Annotated in this window: 19 protein-coding genes and 1 pseudogene; 12 read left to right on the top strand and 8 right to left on the bottom strand. The window is 68.5% G+C overall.

Annotation, left to right across the window (positions count from 1 at the left end; genetic code table 11):
• Positions 1 to 639, top strand: coding sequence for a cutinase family protein (locus BN971_RS11120; RefSeq protein WP_085183306.1), 639 nt, complete (start codon positions 1 to 3; stop codon positions 637 to 639).
• On the opposite strand, the gene lipL is transcribed toward BN971_RS11120, so the two are convergent.
• Entirely contained in the window at positions 636 to 1,931 is a 1,296-nt protein-coding gene (gene lipL, locus BN971_RS11115; RefSeq protein ID WP_085183307.1) for an esterase/beta-lactamase LipL, read from the bottom strand. The genes BN971_RS11120 and lipL overlap by 4 nt on opposite strands.
• An 80-nt stretch (positions 1,932 to 2,011) precedes the next feature.
• Positions 2,012 to 2,170: a hypothetical protein gene (locus BN971_RS25045; protein ID WP_169718675.1), complete on the bottom strand. Its 159-nt coding sequence runs from the start codon at positions 2,168 to 2,170 to the stop codon at positions 2,012 to 2,014.
• 118 nt (positions 2,171 to 2,288) lie between these two features.
• Here BN971_RS25045 and BN971_RS11110 point away from each other — a divergent pair, with 118 nt between their 5' ends.
• From BN971_RS11110 to BN971_RS11090, 5 genes and pseudogenes are all read left to right on the top strand, one after another.
• Positions 2,289 to 2,462 (top strand): CsbD family protein, encoded by a 174-nt coding sequence (locus BN971_RS11110; RefSeq protein WP_085183308.1) that lies wholly within the window; start codon positions 2,289 to 2,291, stop codon positions 2,460 to 2,462.
• Positions 2,463 to 2,649: 187 nt separating this feature from the next.
• Positions 2,650 to 3,285, top strand: a pseudogene (locus BN971_RS11105) (cutinase family protein).
• 31 nt (positions 3,286 to 3,316) lie between these two features.
• Positions 3,317 to 4,300 (top strand): SDR family NAD(P)-dependent oxidoreductase, encoded by a 984-nt coding sequence (locus tag BN971_RS11100; RefSeq protein ID WP_085183435.1) that lies wholly within the window; start codon positions 3,317 to 3,319, stop codon positions 4,298 to 4,300.
• A 118-nt stretch (positions 4,301 to 4,418) separates the two neighbouring features.
• Positions 4,419 to 5,837, top strand: a complete 1,419-nt coding sequence (locus BN971_RS11095) for a wax ester/triacylglycerol synthase family O-acyltransferase (RefSeq protein ID WP_085183309.1) — start codon at positions 4,419 to 4,421, stop codon at positions 5,835 to 5,837.
• The gene (locus BN971_RS11090; protein ID WP_085183310.1) at positions 5,834 to 6,997 is read left to right on the top strand and encodes a zinc-binding dehydrogenase; all 1,164 of its coding nucleotides are present in this window, start codon (positions 5,834 to 5,836) and stop codon (positions 6,995 to 6,997) included. The genes BN971_RS11095 and BN971_RS11090 overlap by 4 nt, the downstream gene beginning before the upstream one ends.
• Here the strand turns inward: BN971_RS11090 and BN971_RS11085 are convergent.
• Positions 6,981 to 7,367, bottom strand: a complete 387-nt coding sequence (locus BN971_RS11085; RefSeq protein ID WP_085183311.1) for a PPOX class F420-dependent oxidoreductase — start codon at positions 7,365 to 7,367, stop codon at positions 6,981 to 6,983. The two genes, BN971_RS11090 and BN971_RS11085, sit on opposite strands and share 17 nt — an antisense overlap.
• Before the next feature lie 113 nt (positions 7,368 to 7,480).
• On the opposite strand from BN971_RS11085, the gene BN971_RS11080 reads away from it, so the two are divergent.
• Positions 7,481 to 8,044 (top strand): TetR/AcrR family transcriptional regulator, encoded by a 564-nt coding sequence (locus tag BN971_RS11080; RefSeq protein WP_085183312.1) that lies wholly within the window; start codon positions 7,481 to 7,483, stop codon positions 8,042 to 8,044.
• 5 nt (positions 8,045 to 8,049) lie between these two features.
• On the opposite strand, the gene BN971_RS11075 is transcribed toward BN971_RS11080, so the two are convergent.
• Entirely contained in the window at positions 8,050 to 9,270 is a 1,221-nt protein-coding gene (locus tag BN971_RS11075) for a cytochrome P450 (protein ID WP_085183313.1), read from the bottom strand.
• 223 nt (positions 9,271 to 9,493) lie between these two features.
• Here BN971_RS11075 and BN971_RS11070 point away from each other — a divergent pair, with 223 nt between their 5' ends.
• Both BN971_RS11070 and BN971_RS11065 read left to right on the top strand, forming a co-directional pair.
• Positions 9,494 to 10,846, top strand: a complete 1,353-nt coding sequence (locus BN971_RS11070) for a diaminopimelate decarboxylase family protein (protein WP_085183314.1) — start codon at positions 9,494 to 9,496, stop codon at positions 10,844 to 10,846.
• Positions 10,847 to 10,852: 6 nt separating this feature from the next.
• Positions 10,853 to 11,692 carry a rhomboid-like protein gene (locus tag BN971_RS11065; RefSeq protein WP_211279847.1) on the top strand — a complete coding sequence of 280 codons (840 nt, stop codon included), beginning with the start codon at positions 10,853 to 10,855 and terminating at the stop codon, positions 11,690 to 11,692.
• Positions 11,693 to 11,728: 36 nt separating this feature from the next.
• On the opposite strand, the gene ligD is transcribed toward BN971_RS11065, so the two are convergent.
• Positions 11,729 to 12,757: a non-homologous end-joining DNA ligase gene (ligD, locus tag BN971_RS11060; protein ID WP_085183316.1), complete on the bottom strand. Its 1,029-nt coding sequence runs from the start codon at positions 12,755 to 12,757 to the stop codon at positions 11,729 to 11,731.
• An 11-nt stretch (positions 12,758 to 12,768) separates the two neighbouring features.
• Here ligD and BN971_RS11055 point away from each other — a divergent pair, with 11 nt between their 5' ends.
• The 3 genes from BN971_RS11055 to BN971_RS11045 all read left to right on the top strand — a co-directional run bounded on the left by BN971_RS11055 (position 12,769) and on the right by BN971_RS11045 (position 15,437).
• Positions 12,769 to 13,854 carry an ATP-dependent DNA ligase gene (locus BN971_RS11055; protein ID WP_085183317.1) on the top strand — a complete coding sequence of 362 codons (1,086 nt, stop codon included), beginning with the start codon at positions 12,769 to 12,771 and terminating at the stop codon, positions 13,852 to 13,854.
• A gap of 271 nt (positions 13,855 to 14,125) precedes the next feature.
• The gene (locus BN971_RS11050; RefSeq protein ID WP_085183436.1) at positions 14,126 to 15,013 is read left to right on the top strand and encodes a cyclopropane mycolic acid synthase family methyltransferase; all 888 of its coding nucleotides are present in this window, start codon (positions 14,126 to 14,128) and stop codon (positions 15,011 to 15,013) included.
• 55 nt (positions 15,014 to 15,068) lie between these two features.
• Entirely contained in the window at positions 15,069 to 15,437 is a 369-nt protein-coding gene (locus BN971_RS11045; RefSeq protein ID WP_085183438.1) for a hypothetical protein, read from the top strand.
• A gap of 3 nt (positions 15,438 to 15,440) precedes the next feature.
• On the opposite strand, the gene BN971_RS11040 is transcribed toward BN971_RS11045, so the two are convergent.
• From BN971_RS11040 to BN971_RS11030, 3 genes are read right to left on the bottom strand one after another with little or no spacing between them, the layout of a single operon-like run.
• A complete protein-coding gene (locus tag BN971_RS11040; protein ID WP_085183437.1) occupies positions 15,441 to 16,667 on the bottom strand; it encodes a cytochrome P450 in 1,227 nt (408 codons plus the stop codon).
• A gap of 30 nt (positions 16,668 to 16,697) precedes the next feature.
• On the bottom strand, positions 16,698 to 17,603 hold the full coding sequence (locus tag BN971_RS11035) for a haloalkane dehalogenase (RefSeq protein ID WP_085183318.1): 906 nt from the start codon (positions 17,601 to 17,603) through the stop codon (positions 16,698 to 16,700).
• Between the two features lie 3 nt (positions 17,604 to 17,606).
• Positions 17,607 to 18,092: an NUDIX hydrolase gene (locus tag BN971_RS11030; protein WP_085183319.1), complete on the bottom strand. Its 486-nt coding sequence runs from the start codon at positions 18,090 to 18,092 to the stop codon at positions 17,607 to 17,609.
• Between the last annotated feature and the right edge of the window lie 2 nt (positions 18,093 to 18,094).

Here is an 18,094-nt window from a genome sequence, read left to right as displayed (position 1 = left end):
ATGCAACGCGCCACCCGGGCCGTCCTGGCCGGGCTCGTATCGGCCGCTGCCGCGGCGATCCTGCCCGCCAATACGCCTGCGGCCCTTGGCGATCCATGCCCGGCGGTCGAGGTGGCATTCGCTCGCGGCACCGGCCAGCCGCCCGGCGTCGGCAATGTCGGACAAGCGTTCATCGACTCGCTGGGTTCGCAGCTCGGCGGGCAATCGCTGGCCGTCTATCCCGTCAATTACCCGGCAACACAGGCCTTCTCGGCCAGCGCCCAGGACGGTGCGAACGATCTGGTCGCCCATGTCCGGGACATGATCGGCCGATGCCCCGACACCCGACTGGTCCTCGGCGGATTCTCCCAGGGCGCGGGCGTCGTCGATCTGGCCGCGCCGGCCCTGCCGCCGCAGGCGGTGAATCATGTTGCGGCGATAGCCGTTTTCGGCAATCCCACCAGCCCGCTGGCCCGTAACCTCTCGGGTGCGGTGTTCCCGCCGATCGGGCCGCCGTATGCCGCCAAGACCACCGACGTGTGCGCCGACGGCGATCCGGCGTGCTCCGACGGCGGCAACGTCATGGCGCACGGCTCCTATGTCCAAGCCGGGCTGGCGGCGCAGGCCGCGGCCTTTGTCGCCGCCCGGCTGCAGGGCTAGGCGCTGCCCGCCTTCGCCGTCGGCACCTGTCTCCGGACCGGTTTGGCGTAGGCCGCGCCGAGCTGCGGGACGGTGAGCGGCCCCCGGTGCCGGGCGGCGTCGATGGCGTTACGCAGCGGACCGGCAAGGCCGGCAAAGGAACCCATGTCGAACAGCAACGGTGTCAGGAGCCGGTTGTGGACGAACGCGAAGGCGCTGCCCGATTCGGGGTCGGCCCAGCCGAGGGTCCCACCGAGTCCGACGTGCCCGAAACCGTTGAGCAGGCCGGGGACGGGGCTTTCGTGGTAGCCGAGGTGAAAGGGCATGGGCACCATCATGTTTGCGTCCGGCCACTTGCGTCCAGGCTGTCCGGTCAGGCCGCGCACCAACTCCTTGGACAGGTACTTCTTGCCGTCGATGCGGCCGTCGTTGGCCAGCGCCGCGTACATCTTGGCCAGGCCGCGGCCGGTGACCACGCCGTTGGCGCCGGGCACCTCGCCGTCGAGAAACGGGGTGTCCCCCTTGATCAGCGAGACGACGCCGGGGAAATACATCGCGCCCAGCGCGCCGGAGAACGGCAAGCCGGCCACCTTGGGCGCGACGAAGTTGAACACCGGGGCGCGCAGTCGCCCCTGCGGGATGAGGACCTGCGCGGGCTTGGTCGGCGCGGCCTCGGGCGGACGGCCCAGATGCAGTCCGTCGGTATTGAGCGGACGCGCGACCTCCTGCCGGATCAGCTCGCGCATGCCCTTCCCGGTCACCGCCCTCGCCAACCCGGACAGCAGCCAGCCGTAGGTCAGCGCGTGGTAGGCCTGGACGCCCCGCAGATGGTCGACCGGCGCGGCGGCCAGGCGCTCCTCCATTGCCAGGTGGTCCATCAGCTGCGCCTTGGTCACCCCGCGCAGGTGCGACAGGCCGGAGCGATGCCGCATGACGTCGCGGACCGTGATGTCGCCTTTGCCGTTGGCGGCGAATGCGGGCCAGTACGCGGCGACGGGCTCGTCGTAGGACAGCAGGCCCCGGTCGGCCAGTCGGTGGATCACCGTCGAGGCGATACCCTTGGTGGCCGAGAACACCATGGCGCCCGTGTCCGCGGTCCAGGGCTGGGTGCCGGCCCGGTCGGACCAACCGGTCCACACGTCGACGACCTGCACACCGTCGATGAAGACGCTCAGCGCCCCGCCCCCGAACCGGCGGCCCGGAAACAATCGGGCGAACACCTTGACGGCGTTGGCGAAATGCGGATCGGCGGCCCCGGAGACGCCGCGCGGCAAGCCGTCATCGGTGACCAGCAGAGTCGACCCGGCTACCACTGCGGCGGCTCCTCCCCGTTGAGTTGCCCTGACGAGAGTTGAAGCTATCAGCCCATACGGGCCCCCGTAAGGGCCCTGACCTAGCGTTTCGGCAAGGCCGGGGGCTCGTCGGGGCCGGGCGCTTCCGGTGGCGGCGACTGGTTCAGGTACCGCTTCAGCCGAAGCAACTGGCTGGTCACCATGCCGATGCCCAGGAGCATCAGCACCACGACCACGGCCACCACCGCTGCGGTGCTCATGAGATCCATGGTGACAGCCGGCGCGACCGCCCGGTTGCCGTACGCCGAAGAGTTTCAACGTTGCCCGCCATTGGGTAGCCATCGGCAGACCGATAAGTAGTGCTGGAGAGGAAACGAGATGAGCGCCGAAGACAAGGTGAAGAACAAGATCGAGGACCTGGGCGGCCGCGCCAAGGAGGCCGTGGGCAAGGTCACCGGCGACCACGACACCAAGAACGAGGGCCGCGCGGACCAGGCGAAGTCCAGCCTGAAGGACGCCGGCGAGAAGGTGAAGGACGCCTTCAAGAAGTAGACGCTACCCGGGCCGCGTCACGGCAAGTTTGCTGTGACGCGGTTAGGGTCGCCGTCTGCGGGAACTCCACACCGGAATCACAAGCCGGGGTCACACGGACAATCAAGCGGGTGGAGAGAACTTCGTGAATAACACAAATGCGCGCCTCCTGGCAGCCTCGGCCGCCGCAGCGGCGGTCGCGGCGGCTTTGGTGGCCGGCGTGCCCGCCCCCTAGGCGTCGGCCGACCCGTGCCCCGACGTCGAGGTGGTGTTCGCGCGTGGTTCCGGGGAACCGCCCGGCGTCGGCGGCATCGGGACCTCGTTCGTCGACGCGCTGCGCTCGCAGATCGGGAATCGGTCGCTCGGCGTTTATCCCGTGAATTACCCGGCCAGCACCGACTTTTCGAACCCCGACTTCCCGACCGGCGTGATCGACGGCATCCGGGACGCCAGTTCGCACATCGCCTCGATGGCGGCGAACTGCCCCAAGACCAGGGAGGTGCTCGGCGGATACTCGCAGGGCGCGGCGGTGGCGGGATTCGTCACGTCCGCGTCCGTTCCGCCGGGCGTGCCCGCCGCTGCCGTTCCCAAGCCATTGCCGGCCGATGTCGCGAGCCACGTCGCGGCCGTCACGCTGTTCGGGACGCCGTCGGATCAGTTCCTCCAGAAATACGGCGCACCGACGATCGCGATCGGCCCGCAGTATCAGCCCAAGACGCTCGAGTTGTGTGCGCCCGGCGACGGAATTTGCGGCAACGGCGGCGCCGACCCCGCGGCGCACATCTCCTACGGCGTGAATGGCATGACCGGGCAGGCGGCCGGCTTCGCCGCCAGCCACCTGTAGGGCGCCGCGCCCGCCAGTGCAGAATCCCACCATGCGCGTTCTGATCACGGGGGGCACCGGGTTCGTGGGCGGCTGGACCGCCAAGGCCGTCGCCGATGCGGGACATTCGGTCCGGTTCCTGGTGCGAAACCCCAAGCGGCTGGAGACCTCGGTCGCCAAGCTCGGCGTGGACGTGTCCGACTTCGCCGTCGGGGACATCACCGACCGCATGTCGGTGCGCGACGCGCTGCGCGACTGTGACGCCGTCGTGCACAGCGCCGCCCTGGTGGCCACGGACCCGCGCCAGACGACCGAGATGCTCACCACCAACATGCAGGGCGCGCAAAACGTCCTCGGTCAGTCGGTCGAGCTCGGTCTGGACCCCATCGTCCACGTTTCGAGCTTCAGCGCGCTGTTCCGCCCGGGCCTGAAGACACTGGCCGCCGACCTGCCGGTGGTCGGCGGGGCGGACGGCTACGGAACATCGAAGGCCCAGGTGGAGATCTATGCCCGCGGCCTGCAGGACGCGGGCGCACCGGTGGACATCACCTACCCCGGCATGGTCATCGGCCCGCCCGTCGGTGATCAGTTCGGTGAGGCCGGCGAGGGGGTCCGGGCGGCCCTGCAGATGCACGTGATCCCGGGCCGGAGTGGGGCGTGGTTGATCGTCGACGTCCGCGATCTGGCCGCGCTGCACGCCGCGCTGCTGGAGCCCGGCCGCGGGCCGCGGCGCTACATGGCCGGCGGCCACCGGGTGCCCGCCGCCGAGCTCGCGCACATGCTCGGCGAAGTCTCCCGCACGCCAATGGTTTCCGTCCCGATCCCCGACACCGCGCTGCGGGTCGCGGGCGCGGTCATGGACCGGGCCGGCCGGTTTCTGCCCTTCGAGACGCCCATCACCTGGGCGGGGATGCAGTACTACACGCAGATGCCGGCCTCCGACGATTCGCCCAGCGAGCGCGAACTCGGCATCACCTACCGGGATCCGCGCGAAACCCTGGCCGACACGTTCGCGGCGCTGCACACCGCCGGCTGAGCGCGACCGCGAGGGACCAACGACCGCCGCACCGGGGCCCAAATGCCCTCACGCCCGTGGGCCGCCAAGAGGACCATCACCGTAACGGCCACACCCGCCCGGGCGTTAGGAGATTGCCATGGCGAAAACCATTCCCCCGCTTGATCTTTCATGGCTACTCATGGAGTCCCCGGCCGGCACCACCCATGTCGGCGCGATGCTGCTGTTCAAGAAGCCGGCCGGTCGCGCGCCGCTGGTCCGCGAGGTCGTGGAGGCATACCGGGCGTCGACGCCGACGCCCCCGTTCACCTATGTGCCGCAGCTTGTGGGTCGCGGCGCGCCGCATTTCCAGGAGGTCGACAATTGGGACCCCTACTACCACGTCGGGCACCTGGCGCTTCCCGCCGGATCGACCTATGACGACCTGCTGCGGCTGGTCGCCGACCTGCACGAGCCGCAGCTCGACCGCGCCCGCCCGCTCTTCCGGTGCTGGGTGATCGACGGCGTGCCGGACCGGATGTTCGCCATCTACACCAAGACGCACCACTCGATCATCGACGGCGAATCGGGCCTCAAGCGGATCTACGCCGGCCTGAGCACGACCGACGGTCGCGGTGTGCCCACACCCGCCTTCGCGCTGCGCACGCCGTCGCCCAAGCCGCATCCGCCGACGCCGCTCACGCAGCGACTCTCCGATTCGATCCGGGGCATCGTCACCGAGGTTGAGGCGGTCAACCAGGTCGCCGTCAGCGCCGTGCGCAAGGTGTTCTCCGGCCTGCTGGGATCGCATCTCGAGGGCAGCCTGCCCTTCGCGGCGCAGCACGCCCCGACCAACGAGCCGCTGCAAATCGGGCGCAGGTTCGCGACGCTCTCGCTGCCGCTCAAGGAGATGCGCGAGGTGGGCCGGCACTTCGGTGCGACGCTCAACGACGTTGCCGTCGCGGTGGTCGACGGCGGGCTGCACGCCTACCTGAACGAAACCGGCCGCCCCTTCGACCACCCATTCATCGCGATGTGCCCGGTGTCGCTGCGCGACCCAGGCGACACGACGATCGGCACGCGGGTCTCGGCGCTGTTCGTGCGACTCGGCGAGCCCGACGCGGGCATGGCGGACCGGATCCGGCAGGTGGTCGATTCGGTCGCCACGGCCAAGAAGGAGCTGGGCGGCCTGTCGAACGAGGCGGCGATGACCTACGCGGTCGGGCTCGTGGCGCTCGCCGGCCTCGGCGCCTCCACGCACCTTGACCGCATCGCGCACCCCGCCTGCAACCTGGTCGTCTCCAACGTGGCGGGCGCCAGGGAGACCCGCTACCTCAACGGCGCGCGGCTGGTCGGCGTCTATCCGGTTTCCGCCCTGGCCGCCTCGATCGGGCTCAACGCCACCCTGGCCTCCTATCACGAGAGCATGGACTTCGGGTTTGTCGGCAACGCCGCCGCTTTCGACGACCTCTCCCGGCTGGCCGCCTGCACGCTGAACGCCTACCGGGAGTTGAGGGAAGCGGTTGGGCCGCGCACGAAGCGGGCATCTTCTCCGAAGACGAGGGGACTAGCAGGATGAAGAGCGTCACGTGCACCAACGCGAAGCTGGAGGTCGTCGACCTGCCGGCCCCGGCGCCGGCCAAGGGCCAGTTGCTGATCGGAGTCCTGCGGTGCGGCATCTGCGGCTCGGACCTGCACGCCCGTCACCACTGCGATGAACTCGCCGACGTGATGGCCGAGTCCGGCTACGACGACTTCATGCGCTCGGATCAGCACGTGGTGTTCGGCCACGAGTTCTGCGGGGAAGTGCTCGATTACGGCCCGGGCACCCGCAAGGCGCCGCGGCGCGGTACGCCGGTCGACGCCCTGCCGCTGCTGCGGCGCGGAAAGGAGGTGCACGGCATCGGCTTGTCGACCTTGGCGCCGGGCGCCTACGCCGAACAACTGCTGGTCGAACGGTCGCTGACCCTCCCGGTCCCGAACGGGTTGCGCCCCGAGGTCGCCGCCCTGACCGAGCCCATGGCCGTCGGCTGGCACGCCGTGCGGCGCGGCGAGGTGAAAAAGGGTGATGTCGCCATCGTGATCGGCTGCGGCCCAATCGGTCTCGCGGTGATCTGCATGCTCAAGGCTCACGGGGTCCGGACGGTGATCGCCAGCGACTTCTCGGCGGGCCGGCGCGCGCTGGCGACCGCCTGCGGGGCGGATGTCGTCGTCGACCCCGCGCAGGAGTCGCCGTACACCACCGAGGCGGGGCGCGATCACCTGCAGGGCATCCTCGAGGCGTTCGACCTCGCGGTCGGCACCCTGGAGAAGCTGCAACGGCTGCGGCTGCCGTGGTGGCACGTGTGGCGCGCCGCCGAAGCGGCCGGCGCGGCAACACCGAAGCACCCGATCGTGTTCGAATGCGTCGGCGTGCCAGGGATTATCGATGGCATCATCGCCAGCGCACCGCTGTATTCGCGCATCGTCGTCGTCGGTGTCTGCATGGGTTCCGACCGGATTCGCCCGGCGATGGCGATCAACAAGGAGACCGACCTGCGGTTCGTGCTCGGTTACACGCCGCTGGAATTTCGCGACACCCTGCACATGCTCGCCGACGGGAAGGTCAATGTCTCGCCGCTGATCACCGGGACGGTCGGGTTGTCCGGGGTCGCGGCCGCATTCGATGCGCTCGGTGATCCCGAGACGCACGCGAAGATCCTGATCGACCCCCGCAGCGACGCTACCCAGCCGGTGTGATCTCCAGGCCGACGTGCACCTTGTCGATTCCGCCCCGGACGATCGAGTGGGCGTAGAACCACCAGGCGTGGTACCAGTAGCGCTTGAGCACGGCGTTGTAGACCCGGCGTGTCTCCGACTTCGGCAGCACCCGTGCGATGGCTTCCACCGGCTCGCTCTTGGGCTTACCCAGGGATCCGCTCCTGGCGATCGTGACCCGCGGCGTGTTGTTGATCCGCTTGACCTTCCAGGAGCCGTCGTCGGTGATCACCAGGAGCTTGCCGCCGTCGGGAACCCCCCAGATCGCGGTCGGTTTCGGGCGCCCGTCCTTGGTGAAGGTGGTCAGGAGCAGGTACTTGGACTCGACGACGTCGGAGAAACTCGGGGCCACTTGATTCCTTCACTTTCTGAACTGTTCGGGTGACCAAATTCCCGGGTCGGGGATCTTCTAATCATCGGCCCGTTTGTTGATTTTTGGCGACCACCCAATTTAGGGTGCCGTTGATGGCCAGGGATTCGACGACTCGCGACCTGCTGATCGACGCGACGGTTGAAATCATGGTCGACGAGGGGTACGCAGCGGCCACCTCACGTCGAGTGGCCGCCAAAGCGGGCGTCAAACCCGCCCTGGTGCATTACTACTTCCCCAGCATGGACGAGCTGTACCTGGACGTCTTCCGCCGCGGCGCCACCGGCTACCTCGATCGGCAGCAGGAAGCGCTGGCCTCCGACCGGCCCCTGCATGCGTTGTGGCAGACCCTCATCGAGCCCAAAGACGCGCGGCTGCTCATGGAGTTCATGGGTCTTGCCAACCACCGCAAGGCGATTCGTGCCGAGATAGCGCAGTGGTCGGAGCGCTGGCGCGAGGCGCAGATCTCGGCGCTGAAATCCATCCAGAGCGATACGGATCTGAGCAGCAACGACTTTCCGGCCGCCGGCATCGCGGTCATCATCGCCGCGATCGGGCGCACCCTGATCCTGGAGCAGGCGCTGGGTGCAACGCGCGGCCACCGGGAAGCCGTCGCCCTGGTGGGCCGGTTCATCGACCGGTTCGAGGCGCCGGCGTGATCCCGTCAGGGCAATAACACCCGCAGCCGCTCCCAGCCGCGCACGGTCGACGTCGACGCCAATTGCGCCGTCTCGCAATCGATGTCCCAGTCCGGCCAGCGATTCAGCAGCTCGTCGAGCGCCACCCGACCCTCGAGGCGGGCGAGGTTGGCGCCCAGGCAGTAATGCACGCCCTTGCCGAAGGTGATGTGCGAGATGTTGTCGCGGTAAATGTTGAACGTGTCGGGGTCGGTGTATCGGCGCGGGTCGCGATTGGCCGAGCCGAACAACAGCAGCATCGCGCTGCCGGCCGGTACCGTGGTGCCGTAGCACTCGAAATCCGTTGCCATCCAACGGGCTACATGCGGGCCTGTGGGCTCGAACCGGAGCGTCTCGTCGACGGCGCGGTTCAGCAGCGACCGGTCCCGGTGGATTTCCCGGCGCTGGTCGGGATGTTCGGCGAGCACCTTGGCCAGCCAGCCGATCAGCCGGCCGGTGGTCTCGTTGCCGGCACCGGCGACCACCTGGGTGTAGTGCAGCACCTCTGTGCGGGTCAGCGTGCGCCGCACCCCGTGCTCGTCGTCGAACTCGACGTTGAGCAGCGTGGTCATCAAATCGTCGGACGGGTTCTCCGACCGCCATTCGACGTAGTCGGCGTAGATCCTGCCGTCGGCGATGGAGTCGGCGTCGGCGACCTTCAGTGGCGCACCCGGCTTGGTGCGCAGGTTGGCGTCGTTGGCGTCGCGCACCGGAATCTGTTCGGACTCGGGGATTCCCAGCAGCATGCCGATCACCCGCATCGGCATCATGGACGCCAGCTCGGCGATGATGTCGAAGCCGTCCGAGCCGACGAGCGGATCGAGGCACCCGATGCAGTACTGGCGGATCTGGTCCTCGAGGGCGGCCATCCGGCGCGGAGTGAACACCCGCGACATCAGGCCGCGCAGCATCGTGTGCTCGGGCGGGTCCTGGAACATCATCACCCCGCCCGGCATGTCGAATTTCGACTTGACCAACTCGAGGATGTCGCTGCGCCGGCTGGAGAAGGTCTGCCAGTTCGCCAGGCCGTTCTCCACGTCGGAATGCCTTGACAGGGCCCAGAAGTCGTAGCGCTCGTTGTAATAGATCGGCGCCTCCTCCCGCAGCCGCGCGTAGACCGGATACGGGTCGGCGATGATGCCCACGTCGTAGGGGTCGTAGTAGACGGCCGTGTCGCTTGCCGCGTTGCCGTTCGTCCGGCCCGGCATACCCACCTCGATTCGATGTTGGGCGATCGCCCAATTTCTTGCCGCACGCCCTGTGTAGCAGCCGGGCGGCGAAGGCGTCAAGACCGCGCGCATGGCCCGGCCGGCGGCTCGGCAGAGTTACCCACATCACAGCCCGTACGCAATCCGTGAAGATTTGTGGCGCCGGTGTGAAGGGCTCGTTAATAACGAGGCCCGCGGCCTTGGGGACCGGCACCGTGGACCCATGACGCTGTTCGAGCTGCTTCCTTCGCTGCGGCACGGGTTGAACCCGCATGTCGACCGCGCGGTCTGGCCGCTGAGCGCGTACGTGGACGAGGCCGGCCGGTTGTGTGTCGGCGGGGTGCCCGCCACCGAGATTGCCGCCGAGTTCGGCTCACCCACCCACGTCGTGGACGAGGAAGACTTCCGGGCCCGCATCCGCTGCTATCGGGCCGCGCTCCCGGATGCGGAGCTCGTTTACGTGGGCAAGGCCCTGTTGAGCGTCGCGGTCGCCGGATGGGCCGCTTCCGAGGGCGCGGGCCTGGGTGTGTACTCCAGCAGGCAACTCGCCATCGCACTGGCCGCGGACGTCGCGCCGGCGGACATGATCCTGCACGGCAACGCCAAGACCGCCGCCGAGCTGGACGACGCGGTGGCGGCGGGGGTGGGTCGCGTCGTGATCGAGACGCCGAACGAGATCGGGCTGCTCTCCGGCCGGGTGCGTCGTCGTCAGCGTGTGCTGCTGCGGGTTGTTCCGGATCTCGACGGCGGGGCGGTCGGCACGGGGGCTCTCGACCAGAAGTTCGGCTTCGCCCTGGCGCAGGGTCTTGCCGCCGGGGCGATCAAGCGCGTCGTGAACCAGCCGTGGCTCGACCTGGTCGGTCTGCACTGCCGGCTGGGCTCCCAGCTCAGCGACACCGGGGTCTACGGCGAAGCGATCCGCCAGATCATCGCCGTGATGGCCGAGGTCCGCGACCGCCACCAGGTGGTGCTCACCGAGCTGAATCTCGGCGGCGGGCATGCCGTGCCCTACGCGTCGGGCGACCCGGAACTCAGTCCGCGCACACTCGCCGCTGTCATCGACGGCGCACTCCGGTCCGCCTGCGCCGAGCACTCATTTCCCCGCCCGAAGGTGGTGATCGAGGCCGGCCGGGCGATCGCCGCGCGCGCCGGGATCACCCTCTACCGGGTCATCACCGTCAAACGCCAGCCCGGCGGGCGCACCTTCGTGGCGGTGGACGGCGACATGAGCGACTCACGGATCGCGATCTCGGGCTCCCGGCACACCGTGGCGTTGGCCAACCGGCACGTGCCGACCGAAACCGCGCCCGTCACGGTGGTGGGCCGGCACTGCGGAGCCGGGGACGAGATCGCCGCCGAGGTCGAACTGCCCGCTGACATCCGTCCCGGCGACTTGCTGGCCGTCGCCGGCACCGGCGCCTACCTCCAGGCAACCGGGCCTTCGTTCAACCTCGTCGGCCAGCCACCGTTGGTTGGTGTCGCCGACGGCAGGTTCCACGAATTGGTGCGCCGGGAAACCGTCGCCGATCTCTTGGCGCGCGACTGTTCCTGGCACGGGTCGCGAAGGGCGGGATAGCCAATCATGCTCTCCACGGCACTTTCCGACCAGCGAGGAGATCGCTGGGCCACTCTGGCGGCCCGGACGCTGTCCGGCGCGGCGTCATTGCGGGTCACGGCGATCTACACCGCCATGCTGCTCGCGGTCTCCCTCACGCTCACCGCGATGGGCCCGCATGCACGCGCCGTCGCGGTGAGCCGGATGAGCACCAACCTGCACAACTTGGCGCACGGCCATGTGGGCACGCTGGTCGGCAGCGCGTTCGTCAATGAGAGCGACGACATCTTCGTCTGGCTGCCGGGACTGGCGGCTCTGTTGGCGTTGGGCGAAACCATCTGGCGCGGCAAGGGTTTGATCCTCACATTCGCGGTCGGCCACATCGGCGCGACGTTGATCGTCGCGGTTGGGCTGGTCGCCGCGGTCCGGACGGGGTCACTGCCGTTCTCGGTCGCGCGCGCCAGCGACGTGGGCATGAGCTACGGCGCGGTGTGCGTGCTGGGCGCCCTGACCGCGTCCATACCCGCGCGGTGGCGTCCCGTCTGGGTGGGTTGGTGGTTCGGCGTCGCCCTGCCGGCAACCTTGGGTTGGGATTTCACCGCCATCGGTCACATGCTGGCTCTGCTGCTGGGCATCGGACTGTCCTTCCGGCTGAGCGCAATGACGCGTTGGACGCCGCTGCACGTGTCGTTGCTCGTCGTCGGTGTCGCGTTCGGCTTCCTGGTGCTCTCGGGTCAGACGGCGGAAGCACCGGTCTGGGGGTTGGCGGGCGCGCTCGCCGCGCACTTGGTCGGGCGAATCGCTCGGCCCGGCAAGGCCACTGATGCCGAAGGCCATTCGGTCGAAGAGCCGGTGTGCGTGGCTTAGCCCTTTAGGGCGTTAGCCGCCATCGCGATACGGGCGTCACGTGGGCTTTTTCAGGTCCCTGTCCTTGCTCGGCTGTACCCGCTTCGGCTCACCCGGCATCTTCGGGTAGTTCGGGGGGTACGGCATGTCGCCCAGGCCACGTTCCTCGTCGGCCTCAACCATCTCCAGTAGCGGCGCAACGGATTGGACGGCAGAATCCATTGCCCCCCAGGGGTCTTCGCGGGCCCGCACCAGATCGGGAACGGTCGCCATGGTGTAGTCGTCGGGATCGGCGCCGGCCAGTTCGTCCCACGTCAGCGGCATCGACACGGTCGCGATGGGCGTGGGCCGCACCGAATACGCCGACGCCATGGTGCGGTCGCGGGCGTTCTGGTTGAAGTCGACGAAGATGCGCTTGCCGCGCTCTTCCTTCCACCACGAGGTGGTCACGGCCTCAGGCGCACGGCGCTCGACTTCCCGGGCCAGCGCGATGCCAGCGCGGCGCACCTGCACGAAATCCCAGTCGGTGGCGATCCGCAGGAACACGTGAATTCCGCGCCCCCCGGACGTCTTGGGGTACCCGACCAGGCCGAGTTCGTCGAGCAGGGGCCGCAGCACGTCGACCGCGACCGCCCGCGCCTCCTTGAACGCGACCCCGGGCTGCGGATCGAGGTCGATGCGCAGCTCGTCGGGGTGTTCGGTGTCCGGGCAGCGCACCTGCCACGGGTGCAGCGTGATGGTGCCCATCTGCGCCGCCCAGGCGATCGCCGCGCGATGGGTCACCTTCAGCGCGTCGGCCGTGCGCCCCGACGGAAAGGTCACCCGGCACGTTTCGAGGTAGTCGGGGTGATGCTGCGGCACCCGCTTCTGATAGATCTCCTCGCCGTCGATGCCGTCCGGGAAGCGCTGCAGGTGAGTCGGCCGGTTGAGCAGCGTCGCCAGCATCGGCCCGTCCGACACGGCCAGGTAGTAGTCGACGAGCCGCCGCTTCGTCCCGGCCGAACCCAGCTTGGGGAAGAACACCTTGTCGGGGTTGGTCAGGCGCACCGCGATGCCGTCGACGTCGACCTCTTCTGCCGCAGCCATATCCTCAGCCTATGGACCTCCCCGTGATGCCGCCCGTCTCCCCCATGCTGGCGAAGTCGGTCCCGTCGATTCCGGCGGACGCGTCCTACGAGCCCAAGTGGGACGGGTTCCGGTCCATCTGCTTCCGCGACGGCGACGAGGTCGAGCTCGGCAGCCGCAACGAACGCCCGATGACCCGGTACTTCCCCGAACTGGTCGCCGCGGTCCGCGCCGAACTGCCCCGGCGCTGCGTGATCGACGGCGAGATCGTCGTCGCCACCGACCACGGGTTGGACTTCGAGGCGCTGCAGCAACGCATCCACCCGGCGGAGTCGCGGGTGCGCATGCTCTCGACCGCGACACCTGCGTCCTTCATCGCCTTCGACCTGCTGGCCCTGGGCGACGACGACTACACCCGGCGGCCGTTCCGCGAACGCCGCGCCGCGCTGGTCGACGCCGTGGGTGCCGGGCGCTCGATCCACGTCACGCCGGCCACCACCGATCTGGAGACGGCGCAGCGGTGGTTCTCCGAGTTCGAGGGGGCGGGTCTGGACGGCGTGATCGCCAAGCCGTTGACCGTCACCTATCAACCCGACAAGCGGGTCATGTTCAAGATCAAGCACGAACGGACCGCGGACTGCGTGGTCGCGGGCTACCGGGTGCACAAGTCCGGCGGCGACGCGATCGGCTCGCTGCTGCTCGGCCTCTACCAAGACCAAGGATCTTCGGGGGGCCAGCTGGCGTCGGTCGGCGTGATCGGCGCGTTCCCGATGGCCGAACGACGGCGGCTTTTCGCCGAATTGCAGCCGCTCGTCACCGATTTCGAGGGCCATCCGTGGAATTGGGCCGCCCACGAAGCCGGCGAGCGGACCCCGCGAAAGAACGAGTTCTCCCGCTGGAACGCCGGCAAGGACCTCTCGTTCGTCCCCCTGCGGCCCGAGCGCGTGGTCGAGGTTCGCTACGACCACATGGAAGGCCGGCGGTTCCGTCACACCGCCCAGTTCAACCGGTGGCGGCCCGATCGCGACCCGCGGTCGTGCACCTACGAACAACTCGAACAGCCGGTGACATTCAGTCTCGGCGACATCGTCCCGGGCCTCGGAGCGCAGCGCCCCTAGCCGATCCGGCGGCAACCAGAACGCGATCACACCGGTGAGCGCGACATCCTTCATAGCCCGACCTCCTCTAAGCCCGCTGAGATCAACGATTTTCACAGCCACCGATCGGTGCGGGTGTGAACTGGCCAGGGGCCGGTCAAGTCCTCCGACAGCCTGAACCGAGGGCTGCACCTGCGCGTGTATAGGGAAATGCGCGCGCATGGAGGGGGAATCTCTCGGCGCCCCCCATGTCCGCCCCTAGCGGCCGTCGGGTCGGGAGGGAATGAAATCGATGGCTGACAAGTTGACGCCTCACTTCGCTGAGGTGCAGGCACACTACGACCTCTCCGACGACTTCTTCCGGTTATTTCTGGACCCCACCCAGACTTACAGTTGCGCGTACTTCAAGCGTCCGGACATGACATTGGAGGAGGCGCAGCTCGCCAAGATCGACCTGGCGTTGGGCAAGCTAGCCCTGCAGCCGGGCATGACTTTGCTCGACATCGGCTGCGGGTGGGGGGCCACCATGCGTCGGGCCATCGAGAAGTATGACGTGAACGTCGTGGGCCTGACGTTGTCGAAAAACCAGGCCGCCCACGTCCAGAAGTCGTTCGGGGAGATGGACAGTCCGCGGCGCCGGCGGGTGTTGCTCAATGGATGGGAACAGTTCGACGAGCCCGTCGACCGCATCGTGTCGATCGGGGCGTTCGAGCACTTCGGTCAAGATCGGTACGACGATTTCTTCGCTCTGGCCTACACGATCCTGCCCCCTGACGGCGTCATGCTGCTGCACACCATCACCAACTTGACGGAAAGGGAGATGACCCTGCTCGGCCTGCCGATTACGTTTGATCTCCTGCGGTTCCACAAGTTCATCGTGAGCGAGATCTTTCCGGGGGGTCAGACGCCGACGGTCGAGATGGTGAAGGAGCACTCGGCCAAGGCGGGTTTCACGATGACCCGCCGCCAGTCGCTGCAGCTGCATTACGCCAGGACCCTCGACATATGGGCCAGGGCGCTGCGGGCACGCAGAAGCGAGGCGATCGAGATTCAGTCCGAAGTGGTCTACGAGCGCTACATGAAGTATCTGACCGGCTGCGCCGACATGTTCCGCATGGGGTACAACGACATCAACCAGTTCACCCTGACCAAGAGCGGTGGCGGCGCGGGAAGCCGGTGAACCCGTGTCGCCGCCGAGGCGTTTGAGTACGCTTCCCGACGGGCACGCGACCGGCATGTCTGTTACGAAGTTTCAGGATTTGCCCCTGGCGGATCGGGACCGCAAGTGGGACGGCGGCGCCGCCGAGAAGCGGGTGCGCGCATGGGCCGGAGCCGAGGACACTCCGAACCAGAAGTACCGCGACGCACACGTCTGGTACGACGGCGACAAGAAGGACAACTTCACCGCCTACAAGCTGCTGATCGCCGATGTCGTCGACGGCGACCTGAAGGCCGTCCCGCGCGGAGTCATGGCGGCGGGCGCGGTCATGGACGGCGCCCGCGGCGGCATCGACCTGCCCAAAAGCGACGTCGACCGCGTCAAGAGCCACCTGGCCAAGTACTACGCGAAGATGGGCGAAAGCCCGCCCTGGGAGCGCGGCTGACGCCTAGACCGCCAGCGTCAGCTCCGACAACCCACGCAGCGTGACGTTGGCCTTGTACCGCGGCTCGCCGACCAGCCGCGCGTGCGGGAAGCGCGCGGCGATCGCCGCCAGCGCCACGCCGGCTTCCAGCCGGGCCAACGGTGCCCCCAGGCAATAATGGGCCCCACGGCCAAAACCCAGGTGCCGCAGCGCTTTGCGACCGGGATCGAAGCTATCGGGGGCGCCGAATTCGGCCGCGTCGCGGTGCGCGGCGGCCACCAGCAGCATCATGGCGTCCCCGGCCGGAACCTCGACGCCGCCAATTGTCATGTCTTGGGCCGCAATTCGGCCGATCAACTGCACGGGCGGGTCATAGCGCAACGTCTCCTCCACGATCGCCGGCGCATAACCCGGATCGGCGCCCAACGCTGCCCACTGAATCCGGTTGCGCAGCATGGCCAAAACGGCATTGCCGATCAGGTTCACCGTCGTTTCATGGCCGGCGATCAGCAGCAGGTTGCAGGTCGAGACGATCTCGTCCTCGGTCAGCTGGTCGCCCGACTCCTCCACCGCGATCAGGGCCGACAACAAGTCGTCGCCGGGCCGAGCCCGGCGACGTTCGATCATGGCGTGGAAGTACCCGCGCAGCCGCCCGACCGCCTGCGTCCGCTCCTGGACCACCTCCGCCGGCACGCCGGTGACGGCGGCGAACGGATCCAGCGCCTGCGCCAGCACCGCCGACGCCCGGCTGAACTCCGGCTCGTCTTCCAGCGGTACACCCAGCAGCCGGCAGATCACCGCCACCGGCAGCGGGTAGGCGAAGTCACCGACGACATCGCACCGGTCGACCATGGCATCGAGCAGATCGTCGACCAACGCCGCGATGCCGGGCTGCAACGCGTTGACGACGCGCGGCGCGAACGCCTTGCTGACCAACTTGCGCAGGCGGGTGTGATCGGGCGGATCCAGGAACAGGAACCCCGGCGGGAACGGCCGGCGCTGCAGCGTGCCGGCCTCGATCCGCTTCTTCATTGCCGTCGAATTCGTGAAGGCGCTGCTCGAGGATGGATGCCGCAGCACCTCGTCGCAGTCGCGGTAGCTGGAGAAGACGACCAGGTTGGCGTCGGGCAACGAGACCGGCCCGACCTCGCGGAACCGCGCGTAGATCGGATAGGGGTCGGCCCGGTTGGCCGGGTCGAGCAATTGCAGCACCAGCCCCCGCGGCTCCGCCTGCGCGGGCGTGATCGTCATGTTCACATTGTGCCCGCCCGCGCGACCGGCTCAGCGCCGCAGGAACTCCACGATGTGACCGGCCAGCTCTTCGCCGGCGTCCTCCTGCAGGAAGTGCCCGGCGCCGCGGATCACCGGGTGCTCGATGCCCTGCGCGCCGCGCATCTCGCGCTGGAAGATCGCGCCCATCGGCCCGGTGATCGGGTCGCCGTCGCTGAAGGCGACGAGCATCGGCGTCGGGCTCGCCGCGAGCTTGGACCACGCCGCCTTGTTGGCCTCGGCCGCCGGGTCGTCCGGTGACGTGGGTACCAGGCCGGGCATGGCGCGGGGCCCGGCGCAGTACTCGTCGGAGGGGAACGGCGCGTCGTAGCCGGCGCGGACCTCGTCGCTTATCTGCTGACGGCAGCCGCCCTGCACGAACCACCCGACGTTGATCTCCGGCGCGGTCGTGATGGCCTCGCGGAACCGCCACCAGATCTCGGCCATCGGCTGCTCGCCGTTGGGCAGACCGGTGTTCGCCACGACCAGCCTGGCGAACCGATCGGGATGCTCTGCGGCAAGCCGCAATCCGATCAGCCCGCCCCAGTCCTGGCCCACCAGGGTCACGTTCCGCAGATCAATCTCGTCGAAGAGCAGGGCCCGCATCCATTCGACGTGGCGCGCATACGTGTGGTCCCCGATGCGGGTCGGCTTGTCCGAACGGCCGAACCCGACCAGGTCCGGGCAGACGACGCGATGCCCGGCATCGGCGAGAATCGGAATCATCTTGCGGTACAGGTACGACCACGACGGCTCGCCGTGCAGCATGAGAACCGGATCGGCGTCCTGCGGCCCGTCGGTGACCCAGGCGACCCGCAGCGTCCCGCCCTCGGCGTCGGGGATCTCGGAATAGTTTGGGGCGTAAGGGAAGTCGGGGACATCGTCGAACCGGTCATCGGGTGTCCGCACACTCTGCATGGTTTAGATCCCTTCGTTCAATCCGGCCAGCGCGGGAGCCGTCATCAAGCGGTCGAGGAATTCGCGCTGCCCCGTGAGCAGCTTGGCGCGCGCCCGCGCTACCGCAAACCAGCCGACCCGGTCGACCTCCGGGAACTCCCGCATTGTGCCCGAGCCTTTGGGCCACTCCAACAGGAAGGTGTTGCTGCGCGCTTGGGCGATGTCGAGGTCGGCCCCGATGGCAAAGGCGGTGACCACCTTGCCGCCGGGCTGTTTCAGGGCCCCGAGGTCCACCCGCGGCCCGGGCGGCAGCGGGAGCCCGAGTTCCTCGGAGAACTCACGCGCGGCGGCCTCCCACGGATCGTCGGACTCGCCGTACTCCCCCTTCGGGATCGACCAGGCCCCGTCGTCCTTGCGCGCCCAGAACGGGCCGCCGGGATGGGCGATGAGGACTTCGACGACGGCGTCACGCGTTCGGTACAGCAGCACGCCCGCGCTGAGCTTGGCCAACC

Source organism: Mycobacterium bohemicum DSM 44277 (genome assembly GCF_001053185.1).
GTDB classification, from domain to species: Bacteria; Actinomycetota; Actinomycetes; order Mycobacteriales; family Mycobacteriaceae; genus Mycobacterium; species Mycobacterium bohemicum.
This window is presented reverse-complemented; position numbering and strand designations above follow the sequence as displayed.

Coding starts and splice junctions, on each gene's coding strand:
- BN971_RS11100 (WP_085183435.1), top strand. CDS start 3,317: ATGCGCGTTCTGATCACGGGGGGCACCGGGTTCGTGGGCGGCTGGACC.
- BN971_RS11120 (WP_085183306.1), top strand. CDS start 1: ATGCAACGCGCCACCCGGGCCGTCCTGGCCGGGCTCGTATCGGCCGCT.
- BN971_RS11055 (WP_085183317.1), top strand. CDS start 12,769: ATGGACCTCCCCGTGATGCCGCCCGTCTCCCCCATGCTGGCGAAGTCG.
- BN971_RS11065 (WP_211279847.1), top strand. CDS start 10,853: ATGCTCTCCACGGCACTTTCCGACCAGCGAGGAGATCGCTGGGCCACT.
- BN971_RS11040 (WP_085183437.1), bottom strand. CDS start 16,667: ATGACGATCACGCCCGCGCAGGCGGAGCCGCGGGGGCTGGTGCTGCAA.
- BN971_RS11090 (WP_085183310.1), top strand. CDS start 5,834: ATGAAGAGCGTCACGTGCACCAACGCGAAGCTGGAGGTCGTCGACCTG.
- BN971_RS11075 (WP_085183313.1), bottom strand. CDS start 9,270: ATGCCGGGCCGGACGAACGGCAACGCGGCAAGCGACACGGCCGTCTAC.
- BN971_RS25045 (WP_169718675.1), bottom strand. CDS start 2,170: ATGAGCACCGCAGCGGTGGTGGCCGTGGTCGTGGTGCTGATGCTCCTG.
- BN971_RS11050 (WP_085183436.1), top strand. CDS start 14,126: ATGGCTGACAAGTTGACGCCTCACTTCGCTGAGGTGCAGGCACACTAC.
- ligD (WP_085183316.1), bottom strand. CDS start 12,757: ATGGCTGCGGCAGAAGAGGTCGACGTCGACGGCATCGCGGTGCGCCTG.
- BN971_RS11035 (WP_085183318.1), bottom strand. CDS start 17,603: ATGCAGAGTGTGCGGACACCCGATGACCGGTTCGACGATGTCCCCGAC.
- BN971_RS11070 (WP_085183314.1), top strand. CDS start 9,494: ATGACGCTGTTCGAGCTGCTTCCTTCGCTGCGGCACGGGTTGAACCCG.
- BN971_RS11110 (WP_085183308.1), top strand. CDS start 2,289: ATGAGCGCCGAAGACAAGGTGAAGAACAAGATCGAGGACCTGGGCGGC.
- BN971_RS11095 (WP_085183309.1), top strand. CDS start 4,419: ATGGCGAAAACCATTCCCCCGCTTGATCTTTCATGGCTACTCATGGAG.
- BN971_RS11080 (WP_085183312.1), top strand. CDS start 7,481: ATGGCCAGGGATTCGACGACTCGCGACCTGCTGATCGACGCGACGGTT.
- BN971_RS11045 (WP_085183438.1), top strand. CDS start 15,069: ATGTCTGTTACGAAGTTTCAGGATTTGCCCCTGGCGGATCGGGACCGC.